Raw genomic sequence first — 15114 nt, forward strand, 5'->3', positions numbered from 1 at the left:
AAGCTGGACCTTGCGCGTCAATTCCTATAAGGAATGCGACCGCGTGCGTTGGGGAGGCCGAGCGCAAGCTGATAGGACGGGGGAACCCTGAATGAAACTGTTGACTATGATTGCCGTGATGGCTGCCACCATCGCGATGGGTAAAAGTGTTTTTGCCGAAACCGGTCTGACAACGCTGATCGCGCGCGAACAGACCAATCTGAATGCGGTGCCGACGCGAAAATTCAGCGGGTTCTTCGGGATCCGCAATGCGCCGTTGAAGAAACGCCGCGCCGCGCCGAAACTGGAATACTCGAAAGCCTGGCTGGACGCCCGCCCAGCGGCCAAGGGGGGCGAGCAATTCGCCTGTCTGGCTGAGGCATTGTATTTCGAGGCGCGCGGTGAAACCGTCAAGGGCCAATTCGCGGTGGCCGAAGTGATCCTGAACCGGGTCAAAAGCTCCCAGTTCCCGAACACGCTGTGCGGGGTGATCAACCAGGGAACAGGCCGCAAATATCAGTGCCAGTTCACCTACACCTGCGACGGCTACGAGGAAGTCATCCGCGAAAAGAAGGCTTATCAGCGGGTGGCCAAGGTGGCGCGAGCGGCGCTGGATGGTTTCAAGACCGAACTGACCGGTGGCGCGACCTATTACCACACCACCGCGGTGCGCCCGCGCTGGAGCCGGACCTTTACCAAGACCGCGCGCATCGGGGTGCACCTGTTCTACCGTGACGAACGGTACCGGACCGCGCTGAGCAACTGACGCGTGAATGCGGCACAGACTGTGCCGCATTCGACCACTGGCGTGGCGCATGCGGGCCTGTTATGAGGCCGCGGAATGACTAAGATTGGGTCCCATCACCCGTCACAGCCAGCCAAAGGCCCGTTTCCCATGCCCTCTGAAATTCGCCTTGCCTTTGCGCATCCCTCCGAACGTTCCATGGCCACCGCGGCGCCGGGGCCGCTGGACCGCATCTCCTTGCGGGACCACATTGTGGAGGTGGAGATCGGTGCCTTTCAGGCGGAGCGGGGCACCACCCAGCGCATCTGCTTCAACGTGGTTGTAGAGGTGGCACCGCTGCCCAAGGATCTGGACGATGACGTGGACCGGATCCTGTCCTACGACAAGGTGACAGAGGCGATTGCGCATGAGCTGGCCGCGGAGCGGTTGAACTTGCTGGAAACCTTGGCGGAACGGGTGGCTGAGCGCATCCTGCTGGAGCCGCAGGCAGTGCGTGCCTTTGTGCGGATCGAGAAGCTGGACCGTGGCCCCGGTGCCCTGGGGGTCGAGGTGGTGCGGTCGCAGGATCAGATCAGCCACCAGGTGGATGAAGAAGAGCGCCCGCATCCGCGGCTGATGTACCTGTCCAACGCGGCCATCGACAGCGCCAATCTGCCGGGTTGGATCGACCAGATGGAATGCCGCCAGCGGCCGTTGATCCTGTGCGTTGGGGCGCATCCGCTGGCGATCCCCGTGACCGGGCACAAATGGACCCAGCGCCGCATCGACCTGCTGGCGATCGAACAGAACGCCTGGCGGCTGGCCGCCAAGGACGATCGCTGCGTCGTGGTCTCAACCCGGACCGAACTGGACTGGGCGATGAAAAACGGACAGATCTGTGTCTGGGCGCCGTCCAAGATCGTGCTGGATGCGGTCGAAGGCCCGGCCGCGCCGCCCTCGGACACGGTGGCGCTGGCGGCCTGGTTTGCCGCGACGTTCGAGGCGGGTGAAATGATTGTGCTTGGCGGGGAATTGCCTGATAATCCCGGTGTCCCGCTGCGGGGCGTCAGCGTGGAGCAAGCACAACTGTGACATATTACCGGCCGTTGGTTCAGCATGGCGAGGCCCGCCCCGAGGGGGCGGTTCCGCTGGCGGGCAGTGCTTTGTGGTTCACGCAGGTTGAGATCCTCAGCCGTGACGCGCCGCCGCGGATTGCCCCGGTTGGATTGGTGCCGGAGCCGCTGCGCCGCAGGTTGACGGCACGCCGGGCCACCATCGCCGGGCTGGACGTGACCCAGCCGCAGATCATGGGCATATTAAACGTCACCCCCGACAGTTTCTCGGATGGTGGGCAGCATGCCAATGTGGCCGCTGCCCGCGATGCGGCATTACAGATGGTCGCCGATGGCGCGTCGATCATCGACATTGGCGGCGAATCCACCCGCCCCGGCGCGGCCGAGGTGCCGGAGGCCGAGGAGGTGGCGCGCACCGCGCCGGTAATCGCCGCGATCCGCGCGACAAGCCAGGTGCCGATCTCGATCGACACCCGCAAGGCCACCGTCGGACTGGAGGCGCTGGAGGCGGGGGCTGATCTGTTCAACGATGTCTCCGGCTTCACCTTTGACCCGGCGCTGGCCCCCCTGGCGGCCCAGGCCAGCGTGCCGGTCTGCATCATGCATGCGCAGGGCGACCCCGCGACCATGCAGGAGGATCCCCAGTACGGGGATGTGCTGCTGGACGTCTACGACTATCTCAGCGCGCAGATCGACCGGCTGGAGGCAATCGGCGTGGTCCGCGAGCAGATCGTGATCGACCCCGGTATCGGTTTTGGCAAGACGCTGGAGCACAACCTGACATTGCTGCGCAATCTCAGCCTGTTTCACGCTCTGGGCTGTCCGATCCTGCTGGGGGTTTCTCGCAAGGGGTTCATCGGCAAGATCGGCAAGGAGCCGCAGGCGGCGGCCCGCGGACCCGGATCCATCGCGCTGGGGCTTGCAGCCTTGGCGCAAGGCGTGCAGTTTCTGCGGGTGCATGACGTCGCCGAAACGGCGCAGGCGCTGCGCTTGTGGCAGGCCGTCCGTTAAGGCCAAGATTGGCAGGATACTGATAATGCGAAAACTTTTTGGCACCGATGGCGTGCGTGGCACCGCCAACACCCACCCGATGACGGCGGAAATGGCGCTGCGGATCGGTGCTGCCGTCGGGCGCTATTTCCGGCGTGAAGCGGGGGGCGTGCATCGGGTTGTGATCGGCAAGGACACCCGGCTGTCAGGCTACATGTTTGAAAACGCGTTGACGGCGGGGCTGACCTCGACCGGCATGAATGTGCTGCTGCTGGGGCCCGTGCCGACGCCCGCGGTCGGCTTGATGACCCGTTCAATGCGTGCGGACCTCGGTGTGATGATCTCGGCCAGCCACAACCCGTCCGAAGACAACGGCATCAAGTTTTTTGGCCCCGACGGCTACAAGCTGTCGGACAGTGCCGAACTGGAGATCGAAGCGCTGGTGGAGGCGGGCGTGGAGTCGGCCCAGGCCGCCAACATCGGCCGCGCCAAACGGATCGATGACGCCCGGTTCCGCTATGGCGAGCGCGTCAAAAGCTCCTTGCCCCGCAATCTGAGCCTGAGCGGCCTGAAGGTGGTGATCGACTGCGCCAACGGCGCCGCCCACCGCACCGCGCCGGAGATCCTGTGGGAACTGGGTGCCGACGTGATCCCGATTGGCGCGTCGCCGGACGGGCTGAACATCAACCTAGGCTGCGGCTCAACCCAGCCGCAGGCGGCCGCGGATGCGGTCATGGCACATGGCGCCCATGTCGGCATTTGCCTCGATGGCGACGCCGACCGGGTGATCGTGATCGACGAAACCGGAACTGTGGCAGATGGCGACCAGTTGATGGCGCTTCTGGCCAGCCGCTGGGCTGAACAGGGCCTGCTGGCAGGTAATACGCTGGTGGCGACGGTGATGTCGAACCTCGGTCTGGAGCGGTTTCTGAACGACAAGGGGCTGGAGCTGGAACGCACGGCGGTGGGCGACCGTTACGTGGTGGAACGCATGCGCGAGGGCGGCTTCAACCTGGGCGGCGAACAGTCCGGTCACATCGTGATGAGCGATTACGCCACCACCGGCGATGGGCTGATGGCGGGGCTGCATTTTCTGTCCGAAATGGTTCAGACGGGGCAGAAGGCTTCGGTGCTGGCGCATCAGTTCCAGACGGTGCCGCAGCGGCTGCGCAACGTGCGGTTCCAGACCGGTCAAGCGCCCTTGCAGGATGCCCACGTGCAAGAGGCCATCGTGGCGGCCGAACGGATGCTGGACGGACAGGGGCGTCTGTTGATCCGCAAATCGGGTACGGAACCGCTGGTGCGGGTGATGGCCGAATGCGAAAACGCCGAGCTGATGACCTTGGCCGTCGACAGTGTGGTCGCCGCGGTTGAGGCGGTTGTGGGTGCTGGTAGCGACTCCTGACGTCACCAAGGCGCCCCGCGCGCCGGAAAACCCTTGCATCGCCAGGCTGCGCAGCACAGGCTCAGGCTGTATTGTCTGAGGAGTTTTCCATTATGAAGCGTGTATTTTCCGCCCTGGTCCTGACATTGAGCACGGCCGCCGCCGCCCAGGCAGGGATGTCTGTGCAGCTGTTGTCACCTTGGGACGGCAAAAAGATCCCTGCGGGCCAACAGTGTTCTGTGCAGGGGGGCAAGGCGGCGACGCCGCCCATGCAGGTCAGCGGGTTGCCCGCCGGCACCAGCATGGTGGTGGCAGAGTTCAACGACCGCAGTTACCAGCCGCTCAGCCGCAATGGTGGGCACGGGGTGATTGGCTGGCCGGTCGAGGGCAGCGATGCGAAGCTGGCACCGATTCCAGAAGGGGCGGCGAAGGGGCCGGGTGGAGCGATGGTGGTGAAAGACACGCGCGGCACGCTGGGCAGCGGAAAGGGCTATCTTCCGCCCTGTTCGGGCGGTCGCGGCAACTCCTATGAAGCGGTGATCAAAGCGGTCGGCGCCGATGGCAAGGTGCTGGAAAAGCTGCGCGTCAAACTGGGGCGTTACTGAGCCCGGAACAGCTGTCTCAGCCGGCCCAGCTGGCTGAGACCAAGCCCGCCGAGGATCATGGCCAAGGCGAGCAGCAGCGTGGGCGGCAGCGCCTCGTCCAAGAACACAGCGCCCAGAACCACCGCCCAGACAGGCACCTGATAATTGGTGAGGGTCATGAAGGTCGGCCCGGCCTCGCGCACCACGATGACCCGCAGCAGGTTGGCAGCGGCCGTGGGGATCAGGCCGAGGATAGCGGCGATCAGCAACGTGCGATTGTCCGGCATCACCGGTGGGCCTTCGACCAGCCAGGCCACTGGGCAGATGATGACAAATCCGATCACCAACAGCATGGCCGCTAACCCCAGCGGGTCCACCGGCGGCAGCCGGCGGGTCAGGATGGAGCTGACTGAATAGCAGGCCGCCGCCGACAGGCAGGCCGCCCTGCCGTAGGGCTCCAGCGCCGCGCCGCTGCTGGCAAAGGCCTGCCCCCCGATGAGCAACGCCACACCGCCAAACCCGATGACGAACCCGACGAGGCGGCGCAGGGTCATCTGCTCCCCCGGCACAAAGATGTGTGCAAGCGGCAGCACCATCAGCGGGATCGCCGCCATGCTGACGCCGGTAAAGCCGGAGGACACATGCTGTTGGCCCCAAGAGATCAGCATGAATGGAACGGCGGTGCTGATGACGCCGATCAAGCCCAAAGAGGGCCAGTTTGCCTCTTCTCGAAACAGCGTGAAGCCCCGCCAACCCCAGATTGCCCCCAGCAACAAGGCGGCAAATCCGGTACGTCCAGCGGCCAGCCAGAACGGCGTTGTGCCCTCCAGGGCCAGTTTTATCAGCAGGAAGGTCGCTCCCCAGACCAGGCCGAGGGTGGCGATCATCAGCCAGTAGCGCGGCGCGGTGGGGGGCATCAGTGTCTCCGTCCGTTCACCGCGCGACAAGACCCCTTGGAAAGGGCCGGGTCAAGGGTGGGCGCCTTGGTATCGACCGCCCGAAGTGGTCCTGCGCGCGTTCAAACCACGCGGCCGCGACGCCCACGGCTGAGCAGCAGCCCGCCGAGGATCAGCGCCATGGCGGCAAACAGCTGCGGCGGCAAGGTCTCATTCAGCAGCACGGCGCCGAAAATCACCGACCAGATCGGCACCTGATAATTCACAGTCGACAGAAAGGCCGGGCCTGCACTGCGGGCGATTTGCACCAGCAGCACTTGTGCGAGCGCCGTCGGCAACAGGCCAAGGTACACCACCGCTGCCAAAGGCAACGCCGGGGGCAAGGCGGGCACGCCCTCAATCCAGAGCGCGACGGGAACCATCAGCGCAGCGCCGCACAGCAGCGCTGCGGCGGACAGCGACAGCATGTTCACCTGTGGGCAAAGCCGGGTGAGGATCGCCCCAATGGCATAACACAACGAGGCGCCCAGGCAGGCGAGCCGGGCCAGGGATTCATAATCGCTGCCAGCCGACCGGAAGGCATCCAGCCCGATCAGCACCACCACCCCGGCGAAACCGATGAAAAAGCTGACGGTGCGGCGCAGCGTCATGTGTTCTCCCGGCACCAGCAGATGCGCCAGCGGCAGCACGAACAGCGGCACCACCGCCATGCAAACCCCGGCAAAACCGGCGGCCACATGGGTCTGCCCCCAGCTGAGCAGCGTAAAGGGCAGGGCGTTGGAAAAGATCCCCATGCCAAGCGCACAGGCCCAGATTATGCGGCCTTGGCCATGTCTCAGCGATGGCAGGCGCAGGCCCAGGGCGAAGAGGACCCCAAATAGGCTGAGCGCCCCGATCAGGATCCGCAGCGCGGCAATGGTCATCGGCGGCAAGCCCCGAAGCGCCAGTGACACCGCCATGAAAGAAGCGCCCCAGATCACGCCGAGGAACAGGAGCTTGGCCCAATTGGCGGCGCCGGGGCTGTCTGACATGGGGTAACCTCATAGTTCTGATGGGAAAAGGGCGCCCCAAGTTGGAGCGCCCCGCAGAGGAAAACGGCTGCGGGCCTTGCCCGCGGGCGCCTTAGTTCTTCTCTTTGTCGACCATCTTGCCGGCCGAGATCCAGGGCATCATGCCACGCAGTTTGGCGCCGGTCTCTTCGATCAGGTGCTCATCGTTGGCACGACGCGACGCCTTCAGGGTCGGCTGGCCAACAGCGTTTTCCAGCATGAAGTCACGCACGAACTTGCCCTGCTGGATGTCTTCCAGGACGGCCTTCATGCGGGCTTTGGTCTCGTCGTACTGCAGAATGCGCGGACCGGTGACGTACTGACCGTATTCGGCCGTGTTGGAGATCGAATAGTCCATGTTGGCGATGCCGCCTTCATAGATCAGGTCGACGATCAGCTTCACTTCGTGCAGGCATTCGAAGTAGGCCATTTCCGGCGCATAGCCAGCTTCGACCAGGGTCTCGAAGCCGCAGCGGATCAGCTCTACCAGGCCACCGCAGAGGACGGCTTGCTCCCCGAACAGGTCGGTTTCACATTCTTCGCGGAAGTTGGTCTCGATGATGCCCGAACGACCGCCGCCGATGGCGGAGCAGTAGGACAGGCCGATTTCCAGCGCCTTGCCGGTGGCGTCGGTGTCCACGGCCACCAGGCAGGGCACGCCGCCGCCTTTGGTGTATTCGCCGCGCACGGTGTGGCCGGGGCCCTTGGGCGCCATCATGATGACGTCGACGCCTTCTTTCGGCTCAATCAGGCCGAAGTGCACGTTCAGGCCGTGGGCGAATGCGATGGCGGCACCGGGCTTGATGTTGTCGTGGACGTATTTCTTGTAGGTCTCGGCCTGCAGCTCGTCGGGCATGGTGAACATGATGACGTCGCACCAGGCGGCTGCTTCGGCGATGCCCATGACCTTCAGGCCTTCGGCTTCGGCTTTCTTGGCAGAGGCCGAGCCGTCGCGCAGCGCAACAACAAGGTTCTTGGCGCCGGAATCGCGCAGGTTCAGCGCGTGGGCGTGGCCCTGGGAGCCATAGCCCAGAATGGCCACTTTTTTGTCCTTGATCAGGTTCACATCGCAATCGCGGTCGTAATAAACGCGCATGATCCACGTCCTTTCGTTATGTGTTTGAAGGCATCATACGGCGTTCGCGTGGGATTGCGATTGCAGTATGGTATGAAATCGCCTGAACTTTCGACGTAGTCATTCGTAAATTGCCCTGATAGTAGTGGAAACATGCTAGATGATCTCGACCGGCGCATTTTGCGCCACCTGCAAGCTGATCCGGCGCAATCGATTCCGGACCTGGCCGAACGCCTGGGGCTTACGCCTGCGCGGCTGTCGCGCCGGCTGGAAAAGCTGCGCGACGGCGGCGTGATCCTGGGCCAGCGTGCGGTGATCGACTGGCGCGCCCTGGGGTATGAGGTCGAGGTCTCGCTGCGGGTGACACTGGACAAGACCAACCCGCGCGCCTTTGACGAATTCATCGACGGTGCGCGCAATATTCCGGAAGTTCTGGAAATCCAGACCTTTCTTGGGCAGGTCGATGTGCGGCTCTCGGTGATCGCGCGGGACATGCCGCATTACCAGCAGATCTACCGCGCCGCCATTTTGAACCTGCCACATATCGCCGACATCGAGGCGCTGATGCATGTGGCGCGCCTGAAATCGGACGAGGGTCTGCCGGTATGACCGCGCTGGATGACATCGACTATGGTCTGTTGCGCGCGCTGTCGCGCGACGCCAGCCAGTCGGCCGGTGCGCTGGGGCGGCAGCTGGGGCTCAGCCAGCCTGCCACTTGGCGGCGGATCAAGCGGTTGCAGGAGGCGGGCATCATCGCAGGTCGGCGGTTGGATCTGGACAGCGATAAGCTGGGGTTTGGCGTCACCGTTTTTCTGGGGGTCAAGCTGGCCACCAAGGGCCGCATCAGCCTGGAAGACTTTGAACGCGCCGTTGCCGCGATCCCGGAGGTGCAGACGGTGGAACATGTGCTGGGCATGTATGACTACCGGCTGCGGGTGGCGGCGCGCGACATTTCAGACTTTGAGCGGGTGCTGCGACGGCGGGTGATGACGTTGCCGGGGGTGGGCAGCGTTGACGCCAATGTTTTGCTGAGCGAGGAACGCCGCCCCGGACCGCTGGGCTGAGACAGCAAAAAGCAGGGTTTGCCAAACCGGGCGGCAGCGGCTAGCCCTTTGGGCAGAACAGAATGGGAGGCCGACATGGCATTGCTCGACACCGTAGACCCTGAGGGTCTGGATGAATTCTCGGTGGTTTTCACCGACCGCTCGCTCAACCATATGTCCAAGACGTTTCAGCAGGTCATGCTGGATATCAACGACATGCTGAAAGAGGTCTACAGGGCCGAAGCCGCGGCGCTGGTGCCCGGTGGCGGCACCTACGCGATGGAGGCCGTGGCCCGCCAGTTCGCCCGCGGCGCGGATGCGCTGGTGGTGCGCAATGGCTGGTTCTCCTTCCGCTGGAGCCAGATTTTCGAAACAGGCGGCCTGACCGCGTCTTCCACCGTGATGAAGGCCCGTCGCACCGGCAATGAGACCGCGTCGCCGTTTGAGCCCGCGCCAATTGCCGATGTGGTGGCCGCGATCCGGGAGCAAAAGCCGGGCATCGTCTTTGCGCCGCATGTTGAAACCGCTGCCGGCGTGATCCTGCCTGATGACTATGTGACGGCTATGGCGGCCGCCGCGCATGAGGTTGGCGCGCTGATGGTGCTGGATTGCATCGCCTCAGGCTGCGCCTGGATCGACATGCAGGCCACCGGCGTCGACGTGCTGATCTCCGCCCCGCAAAAAGGTTGGAGCGCCTCGCCCTCGGCCGGTCTGGTAATGTTCTCGCAACGCGCGCTGGCGCGGCTGGAGGACACCACTTCGGACAGTTTCGCCCTGAACCTGAAACAGTGGCGTACGATCATGAAGGCCTATGAAGACGGGGCGCATGCCTATCACGCCACCATGCCCACGGATGCGCTGAAGGATTTCCGCGACACCATGCTGGAAACCAAGGAATACGGCTTCGAGCGCCTGCGCGAGGCGCAATGGGCGCTGGGAGATGGCGTGCGCTCCATGCTGAAGGCCAAGGGCATCACCTCTGTCGCTGCCGAGGGCTTTGGCGCGCCGGGGGTGGTGGTGAGCTACACCAATGATCCGGAGGTGCAGAACGGCAAGAAATTCCTGGCGCTGGGCACCCAGATTGCCGCAGGCGTGCCGCTGCAATGTGATGAACCGGACGATTTCCGTACCTTCCGGCTGGGCCTGTTTGGCTTGGACAAGCTCTATGACGTTGAGGCAACCTTGGCGCGGTTGAAAACTGCGGTGGATCAGGTGCTGTAAGCGCCCCGGCGTTTCACCGTATCAAAAATACCTCCGTCGGCGGCAGCGGCTTTCCCATCGGGAAAGCCGCTTTTCTATTTCACGCCCAGCCCCATCTGCATCAGCGTCCGGCGCACCGGTGCCAGTGAATACAGCGCATTCAGACCCAGCGCGCGCAAGTCGCGCAAGGGCCGCGGCGCCAGCATTGACGTGCGGTTCAAAAGGTCGATGCCCTTCACCCGCAGCAAGATGTCGCTGTGGCGGGCCTTGTGGTAGGCGGCCAGCATCGCAGCGTCACCCAGCCCGTCCGGGCGGGCCTCTGCCAGCTCCAGCAAACACCGCAGATCGGCCAGCGACATGTTGAGACCTTGGGCGCCGATTGGCGGAACCACATGCGCGGCTTCCGCCATAAGCGCCAGCCGCTCGCCATTCAGACGCTGGGCCGACTGGCTGATGATCGGCCAGATCGTGCGGCGCGAGGCCAGTTTCAGATCGCCATACAGTCCGCAGCTGCGCGTGGTCATCTCTGCCTCAAAGGCCCGCGGCTCCAGGCGCAGCAATTCCTGCGCACGCGGACCACGTTCCATCCAGACAACGGCAGAGGAAGGCTGCCCTTGGTAATCGGGCAATGGCACCAGGGTGAACGGCCCGCCGGTGCGGTGGATCTCGGTTGAGACGTTCTCATGCGGCACCGGATGGGTCACCGCAAAGGCCAGCGCCTTTTGTCCATAGCGTGTTGTTTTCACCGGAATGCCCGCCGCTGCACGCATGGGCGAATTGCGCCCGTCGCACGCGACGACCAATTTTGCCGAGACCTGGCTGCCGTCGCTGAGTGTGACGCGCGCGTCATCCGTGCGGGTGAACAGGTCTGCTGTCCCGGTGCCAAACCGCAGGCTGGCGTTTGGCAGTTCGGCCAACCGGGCGATCAGTTCGCGCCGCAGCAGCCAGTTGGGAAGGTTCCAGCCAAAGGGCTGACCGGAAATATCGGCCGCATTGAAATTCTTGACCACCCGCGGCGTCGGCCGCGCCCCCCCGGCATCAACGATGCGCATGACCTGCAATGGCGTTGCGTAGGCTTCAAACCGGGCCCAGAGCCCGCAGCGCGCCAGCAGAGCTTGCGCAGGCTGCAAGAAGGCGGTGGTGCGCAGGTCGGATCCGTCGGCGTCGCGCTCCGTCACCGGCGGGGCAGGATCGGTGCAGATTACCGAGTGGCCGTTGGCGGCAAAGGCCACGGCCGCAGTCAGCCCGGCAATGCCGCCGCCCGAAATCAGGATGTCGCAGGTTTCGACCATATGTCTGCCCTCCGTGTCTGGTGCCAGAGATAGGCCCGCAAGGGGCGCAAACACAAGCGGATACCGCCGGGCTGCGGGCTTCAGCCGCGGGTGATGCCGAGCAACAGAAGGAACATCACCGGCACAAAGCACAGCGCCGGAATGTAGAGACCAGGCAGGCCGAACAGCAGAATCGAACATCCCCACAGACAGACGAGTGTCGCCAGCGCGTAGGAGAAATTCTCCTCTGGCCCATAGGCGACCTCTTTCAGGACGCGCCCCAGAAGCGGGATGGCAAACAGGATGCGCTGCCAGAGCGGCAGGCGTTGGGGCAGGGCATATGCAGGCATGGGACCATCTCCGGTGATCTGTCTCTGCGGCGCATATAGGCAGCCGACGATGTATGAGACAGGCACATTTTGCCGCAGTCGGCCACATTGTGCCGCCATCCGCTGGCGCGTCAGAGCAGGCGGGCCAGAAAACCGGTCAGATCGTCCGCGTGATGATGGATATGCTCTGCGACCAGGGCCTCCGGCGCCACGTGCACGGTGCGCATCCCCATGTCATGCGGGGCAGAGAGGTTGCGCGGATCATCCTCGAACATGGCGGCGTTTGCAGGGTCGATATTCGCGCGGGCGAACACCCGGTCAAACGCGCGGCGCTCGGGCTTGGGGTGGTAATCGGCGTGTTCGACCCCATAAATGCCATCAAACAGGCCGCTCAACCCGCGTGCGGCAAGAACCCGTTCCGCATAAGGGGCGGAGCCGTTGGTATATACGTACTTGGTCCCCGGCAGATCGTTTATATGAGAGGCCAGATCCGGGTCCGGCAGCAGATGGTCGAGCGAGATGTCGTGCACCGCGTCCAGATAGGGCACGGGGTCCAGCCCATGTACCCGCATCAGCCCGGCCAGGGTGGTGCCATGGTCGCGCCAATACTGGCTGCGCAGCCGGTCGGCCTCGGCCTGATCAACCCCTAGTGCGGACATCACGTAATCCGTCATCTTGACCTCGATCTGGTCAAACAGTCGGGCCGCGGGCGGATAAAGGGTGTTGTCGAGGTCGAACACCCATTGTCGGACGTGAGAGAAATGGTGTTTGGGCATACGTCTCCCCTAGGCCGGGACTGGGCGGTTTGCAATCAAAAGCATGGTTTGCCCCCCGGTTTTTGGCGCCGAGCGCGGCGCAGGGTTGAATGCCGCGCCGCGGGCTGTAGAGATTGGCAAACCACACAGGACGGGATAGACGATGAGCCAGAGCCGCAGCAACCAGAAAGATGCCTATGCGTTGATCCTCGAAGCGATCGACAGCGGGATCTACAAACCCGGCGATCGGCTGGTTGAAAGCGATCTGGCGGAGCGTTTCGGGGTGTCGCGCACTCCGATCCGCGAGGCGCTGCAGCGGCTGGAGACGCAATCGTTGCTGGAGCGCGACGGGCGGTCGCTGATCGTCGCGTCGCTGGACCACAACCAGATGGCAGAGCTGTACATCGTGCGGCGCGAACTGGAAGGGTTGGCGGCCCAGCTGGCGGCACGCCACGCCACCGAAGAAGAGATCCGGGTGCTACAGGAAATGGTCAGTGACGATGACCGGCTGATCGGCGATCCGGCGGCGCTGTCCAAGGCCAACCGCCGTTTTCATGAGCAGATCCATCTCGCCTCGCACAACCGGTATCTGGTGCAGCAACTGGATCTGGTGCATCGCACCATGGCGTTGATGGCGACCACCTCGCTGGCGGCCGAGGGTCGCAGTGAGATCGCCCAGTCGGAGCACAAGGGTATTGTCGACGCAATCAGCCGCCGGGATGAGACCGCGGCGGGCCAGGCGCTGAAGGATCACATCTCGATTGCCTTCATGACCCGGCTGAAGCAGGACGCCAGCGGCCGCGGTTGAGCCGCAGCCAGCGGCGCAGCCTTGGCGGCTTCTTCGGGGGGGCCTTGATGCCATGGGCGGTCTTGTCCCAGAAAAACGGGCAGGCCAGCAGCTCGTAGGCCGCCTTGGCCACGGCCACCGCCCCCATGGGAAAGTACAGGATCATCGTCGGGGCCCACAGCGCCATCCACGGGCGGCCCATGGCAAAGGCCGCAGCGATGCCAAGAATGAGCCCCAGGAGTTCGAAAAACACCAGGGCCGCAGCTGCCAGCCTCAGCACCTCCATCGGCACCGCGCCGGCGCCCGGATGCGGCAGACCCAGGGCAATCAGCCAGAATGACCACAGGATCGGTGCAAACAGGAATTGCCCGATGGTGCCGATGAAAAAGGCCTGAAACCCGAGAAACCGCCGCCAGCCCAGTTCCGCCAAAAGCCGCATTGGCTGACGCATGTGGACCAGGTAGGTGATCATGAACCCCTTCAGCCAGCGCGAGCGTTGCTTGACCCAGGGCCAGGGAAGGCAGTTCGCCTCTTCATAGGTGGTGCTGGACAGCATCTGGGTCCGATAGCCCGCGCGATACAGGCGCACACCGAGGTCTGCGTCTTCCGTCACGTTGTGGGCATCCCAGCCGCCCAGCTCCTCCAGCACCTGGCGGCGGATGAACATGGTGGTTCCTCCCAGCGGCACCACCAGTCCCAGCCGGGCGATGCCGCGCAGAACAATGCGGAACCAGCTGCCGTATTCCAGCGTAAAACAGCGCGCAATCCAGTTGGTTCCGGGGTTGTAGTAGTCCAGAACTCCCTGAAAACACGCGGTCTGCGGCGGCGCCGTGGCGAAGGCGCGGGCGACCGTCTCCAGCTGGTCGGCCTGCGGCGCATCTTCTGCGTCCCAGACGCCGACAATCTCGCCCCGGCAAAAGTTCAGCGCGTAGTTCATCGCTCTGGGCTTGGTTGTCAGCCCGCCAAACGCGGGGACTTCGACCACCCGGATCCAAGGCGGCAACTGGATGCGAGCGAGCGCGCGGCGCGTGACATCGTCGTGGGCCTCCAGCACCAGAATGATGTCGGTCAGGGCCCGTGGATATGTCAACTTTTGCAGCCGCCGCAGCAACGCGCGGCTGATCGCGGCCTCCCGGAACAGCGGCACCATGACGGAAATCACTGGCTTTGGCGGCGGGTCTCTGTCGGCGGTTGGCCGTGGTGGAGGGGCATCGCGGTCGGCCCGGCTGCTGGCCAGTCCGCCGAGCTTCAGAAAGGTAAACAACAGCACGGACAGCAGGGCGGCAAGCGACAGCCCCGCAAAGGCTACCGCCGGCGCTACCGCGAACAGAAGCGTCGCTGGCAGCAGGCAGCACATCAGCAGCGCCTTGCCGCGCGCCAAGTTGAGGTTGCGGCAACTGACCTGCTGCGGAACACAGCAACTGGCCTGCCGCACCATCGCCGGGCTGAAATGCCGGGTCAGCAACGCGGTGATCTGGCGCTCGCTGGCCAACACCGGAGTGATGCTGTCAAAGCAGCCGCGCAGTTCCTCGCGCAGCTGGTCAAAGCGGTCGGGGTGGGCAATGGCGATGGTCACGGTCTGCCCCAGCTGCAACCAGGGCAGGGCGCCGTGGCGCAGCCAGAAGCGGGCGGGTTTGGCGGCCAGCAACCGCGGCGCAGCGATCTGCCCCCCAGATCCGTTCGCGGCATTCGGTATTGCTGTGACAGCGCCGCCAGGACTTGGTCTTCGTCGGCCAGCCCCTCGGCGATCAGAACACGGCCGAGTTCGGCCTTTTGATGCTGGCGCAGCACCAGCGCCTTTATCAGGTCATCCCCTGATACCGGCGGCGGCGCCGTCGGGGCGCCAACCTTGTCTTCGCGCTGCGGTCGACGATACCGCAGCGGATGCGAAACGATGCTCATCGTCACCCCGCGACCAACCTGAACCAAGGCGTTCAGGCTGGGGAAGGGGCTTTAACAAATGGTAAACGCAGCC

The 15114-nt window shown here is 64.2% G+C and carries 16 protein-coding genes; 9 read left to right on the top strand and 7 right to left on the bottom strand.

Annotated elements, in window-relative coordinates; genetic code table 11:
• Positions 1–91: 91 nt before the first annotated feature.
• The 5 genes from AC0IPL_RS17970 to AC0IPL_RS17990 all read left to right on the top strand — a co-directional run bounded on the left by AC0IPL_RS17970 (position 92) and on the right by AC0IPL_RS17990 (position 4755).
• Positions 92–745, top strand: coding sequence for a cell wall hydrolase (locus tag AC0IPL_RS17970; RefSeq protein ID WP_474276134.1), 654 nt, complete (start codon positions 92–94; stop codon positions 743–745).
• Positions 746–874: 129 nt separating this feature from the next.
• Positions 875–1795 (top strand): dihydroneopterin aldolase, encoded by a 921-nt coding sequence (locus tag AC0IPL_RS17975; protein ID WP_474276132.1) that lies wholly within the window; start codon positions 875–877, stop codon positions 1793–1795.
• On the top strand, positions 1792–2787 hold the full coding sequence (gene folP, locus AC0IPL_RS17980; protein WP_474276129.1) for a dihydropteroate synthase: 996 nt from the start codon (positions 1792–1794) through the stop codon (positions 2785–2787). Before AC0IPL_RS17975 ends, folP begins: the two co-directional genes overlap by 4 nt.
• Before the next feature lie 25 nt (positions 2788–2812).
• The gene (gene glmM, locus AC0IPL_RS17985; protein ID WP_474276126.1) at positions 2813–4171 is read left to right on the top strand and encodes a phosphoglucosamine mutase; all 1359 of its coding nucleotides are present in this window, start codon (positions 2813–2815) and stop codon (positions 4169–4171) included.
• 92 nt (positions 4172–4263) lie between these two features.
• Positions 4264–4755: a hypothetical protein gene (locus AC0IPL_RS17990; RefSeq protein ID WP_474276124.1), complete on the top strand. Its 492-nt coding sequence runs from the start codon at positions 4264–4266 to the stop codon at positions 4753–4755.
• On the opposite strand, the gene AC0IPL_RS17995 is transcribed toward AC0IPL_RS17990, so the two are convergent.
• The 3 genes from AC0IPL_RS17995 to ilvC form a co-directional block, all read right to left on the bottom strand.
• A complete protein-coding gene (locus AC0IPL_RS17995) occupies positions 4749–5651 on the bottom strand; it encodes a DMT family transporter (protein WP_474276121.1) in 903 nt (300 codons plus the stop codon). The two genes, AC0IPL_RS17990 and AC0IPL_RS17995, sit on opposite strands and share 7 nt — an antisense overlap.
• Positions 5652–5752: 101 nt before the next feature.
• Complete coding sequence (locus AC0IPL_RS18000) at positions 5753–6661, bottom strand: DMT family transporter (RefSeq protein ID WP_474276119.1); 909 nt, start codon at positions 6659–6661, stop codon at positions 5753–5755.
• Positions 6662–6752: 91 nt separating this feature from the next.
• Complete coding sequence (ilvC, locus tag AC0IPL_RS18005; RefSeq protein WP_474276117.1) at positions 6753–7775, bottom strand: ketol-acid reductoisomerase; 1023 nt, start codon at positions 7773–7775, stop codon at positions 6753–6755.
• Positions 7776–7907: 132 nt separating this feature from the next.
• Between ilvC and AC0IPL_RS18010 the strand changes: the two genes are divergently transcribed.
• The 3 genes from AC0IPL_RS18010 to AC0IPL_RS18020 all read left to right on the top strand — a co-directional run bounded on the left by AC0IPL_RS18010 (position 7908) and on the right by AC0IPL_RS18020 (position 10018).
• The gene (locus tag AC0IPL_RS18010; protein ID WP_474276115.1) at positions 7908–8363 is read left to right on the top strand and encodes an Lrp/AsnC family transcriptional regulator; all 456 of its coding nucleotides are present in this window, start codon (positions 7908–7910) and stop codon (positions 8361–8363) included.
• Positions 8360–8818: an Lrp/AsnC family transcriptional regulator gene (locus AC0IPL_RS18015; RefSeq protein WP_474276112.1), complete on the top strand. Its 459-nt coding sequence runs from the start codon at positions 8360–8362 to the stop codon at positions 8816–8818. The genes AC0IPL_RS18010 and AC0IPL_RS18015 overlap by 4 nt, the downstream gene beginning before the upstream one ends.
• A gap of 75 nt (positions 8819–8893) precedes the next feature.
• Positions 8894–10018 (top strand): aminotransferase class V-fold PLP-dependent enzyme, encoded by a 1125-nt coding sequence (locus AC0IPL_RS18020; RefSeq protein WP_474276109.1) that lies wholly within the window; start codon positions 8894–8896, stop codon positions 10016–10018.
• Positions 10019–10092: 74 nt separating this feature from the next.
• Here the strand turns inward: AC0IPL_RS18020 and AC0IPL_RS18025 are convergent, their stop codons facing one another.
• From AC0IPL_RS18025 to AC0IPL_RS18035, 3 genes are all read right to left on the bottom strand, one after another.
• Positions 10093–11289, bottom strand: coding sequence for a UbiH/UbiF family hydroxylase (locus AC0IPL_RS18025; protein WP_474276107.1), 1197 nt, complete (start codon positions 11287–11289; stop codon positions 10093–10095).
• 80 nt (positions 11290–11369) lie between these two features.
• Entirely contained in the window at positions 11370–11618 is a 249-nt protein-coding gene (locus AC0IPL_RS18030) for a hypothetical protein (RefSeq protein WP_474276104.1), read from the bottom strand.
• 110 nt (positions 11619–11728) lie between these two features.
• A complete protein-coding gene (locus AC0IPL_RS18035) occupies positions 11729–12373 on the bottom strand; it encodes a pyrimidine 5'-nucleotidase (protein WP_474276101.1) in 645 nt (214 codons plus the stop codon).
• 142 nt (positions 12374–12515) lie between these two features.
• Here AC0IPL_RS18035 and AC0IPL_RS18040 point away from each other — a divergent pair, with 142 nt between their 5' ends.
• The gene (locus tag AC0IPL_RS18040; RefSeq protein ID WP_474276098.1) at positions 12516–13160 is read left to right on the top strand and encodes a GntR family transcriptional regulator; all 645 of its coding nucleotides are present in this window, start codon (positions 12516–12518) and stop codon (positions 13158–13160) included.
• Here the strand turns inward: AC0IPL_RS18040 and AC0IPL_RS18045 are convergent.
• Positions 13120–14787 (bottom strand): glycosyltransferase, encoded by a 1668-nt coding sequence (locus AC0IPL_RS18045; RefSeq protein ID WP_474276095.1) that lies wholly within the window; start codon positions 14785–14787, stop codon positions 13120–13122. The genes AC0IPL_RS18040 and AC0IPL_RS18045 overlap by 41 nt on opposite strands.
• Positions 14788–15114: the final 327 nt, after the last annotated feature.

It is taken from the genome of Leisingera sp. SA32, assembly GCF_056033425.1.

What these genes read in the sequence shown, in the direction of transcription:
- AC0IPL_RS17970 (WP_474276134.1), top strand. Translation starts at nt 92, where the DNA reads ATGAAACTGTTGACTATGATTGCCGTGATGGCTGCCACCATCGCGATG.
- AC0IPL_RS17975 (WP_474276132.1), top strand. Translation starts at nt 875, where the DNA reads ATGCCCTCTGAAATTCGCCTTGCCTTTGCGCATCCCTCCGAACGTTCC.
- glmM (WP_474276126.1), top strand. Translation starts at nt 2,813, where the DNA reads ATGCGAAAACTTTTTGGCACCGATGGCGTGCGTGGCACCGCCAACACC.
- AC0IPL_RS17990 (WP_474276124.1), top strand. Translation starts at nt 4,264, where the DNA reads ATGAAGCGTGTATTTTCCGCCCTGGTCCTGACATTGAGCACGGCCGCC.
- AC0IPL_RS17995 (WP_474276121.1), bottom strand. Translation starts at nt 5,651, where the DNA reads ATGCCCCCCACCGCGCCGCGCTACTGGCTGATGATCGCCACCCTCGGC.
- AC0IPL_RS18000 (WP_474276119.1), bottom strand. Translation starts at nt 6,661, where the DNA reads ATGTCAGACAGCCCCGGCGCCGCCAATTGGGCCAAGCTCCTGTTCCTC.
- ilvC (WP_474276117.1), bottom strand. Translation starts at nt 7,775, where the DNA reads ATGCGCGTTTATTACGACCGCGATTGCGATGTGAACCTGATCAAGGAC.
- AC0IPL_RS18010 (WP_474276115.1), top strand. Translation starts at nt 7,908, where the DNA reads ATGCTAGATGATCTCGACCGGCGCATTTTGCGCCACCTGCAAGCTGAT.
- AC0IPL_RS18015 (WP_474276112.1), top strand. Translation starts at nt 8,360, where the DNA reads ATGACCGCGCTGGATGACATCGACTATGGTCTGTTGCGCGCGCTGTCG.
- AC0IPL_RS18020 (WP_474276109.1), top strand. Translation starts at nt 8,894, where the DNA reads ATGGCATTGCTCGACACCGTAGACCCTGAGGGTCTGGATGAATTCTCG.
- AC0IPL_RS18025 (WP_474276107.1), bottom strand. Translation starts at nt 11,289, where the DNA reads ATGGTCGAAACCTGCGACATCCTGATTTCGGGCGGCGGCATTGCCGGG.
- AC0IPL_RS18030 (WP_474276104.1), bottom strand. Translation starts at nt 11,618, where the DNA reads ATGCCTGCATATGCCCTGCCCCAACGCCTGCCGCTCTGGCAGCGCATC.
- AC0IPL_RS18035 (WP_474276101.1), bottom strand. Translation starts at nt 12,373, where the DNA reads ATGCCCAAACACCATTTCTCTCACGTCCGACAATGGGTGTTCGACCTC.
- AC0IPL_RS18040 (WP_474276098.1), top strand. Translation starts at nt 12,516, where the DNA reads ATGAGCCAGAGCCGCAGCAACCAGAAAGATGCCTATGCGTTGATCCTC.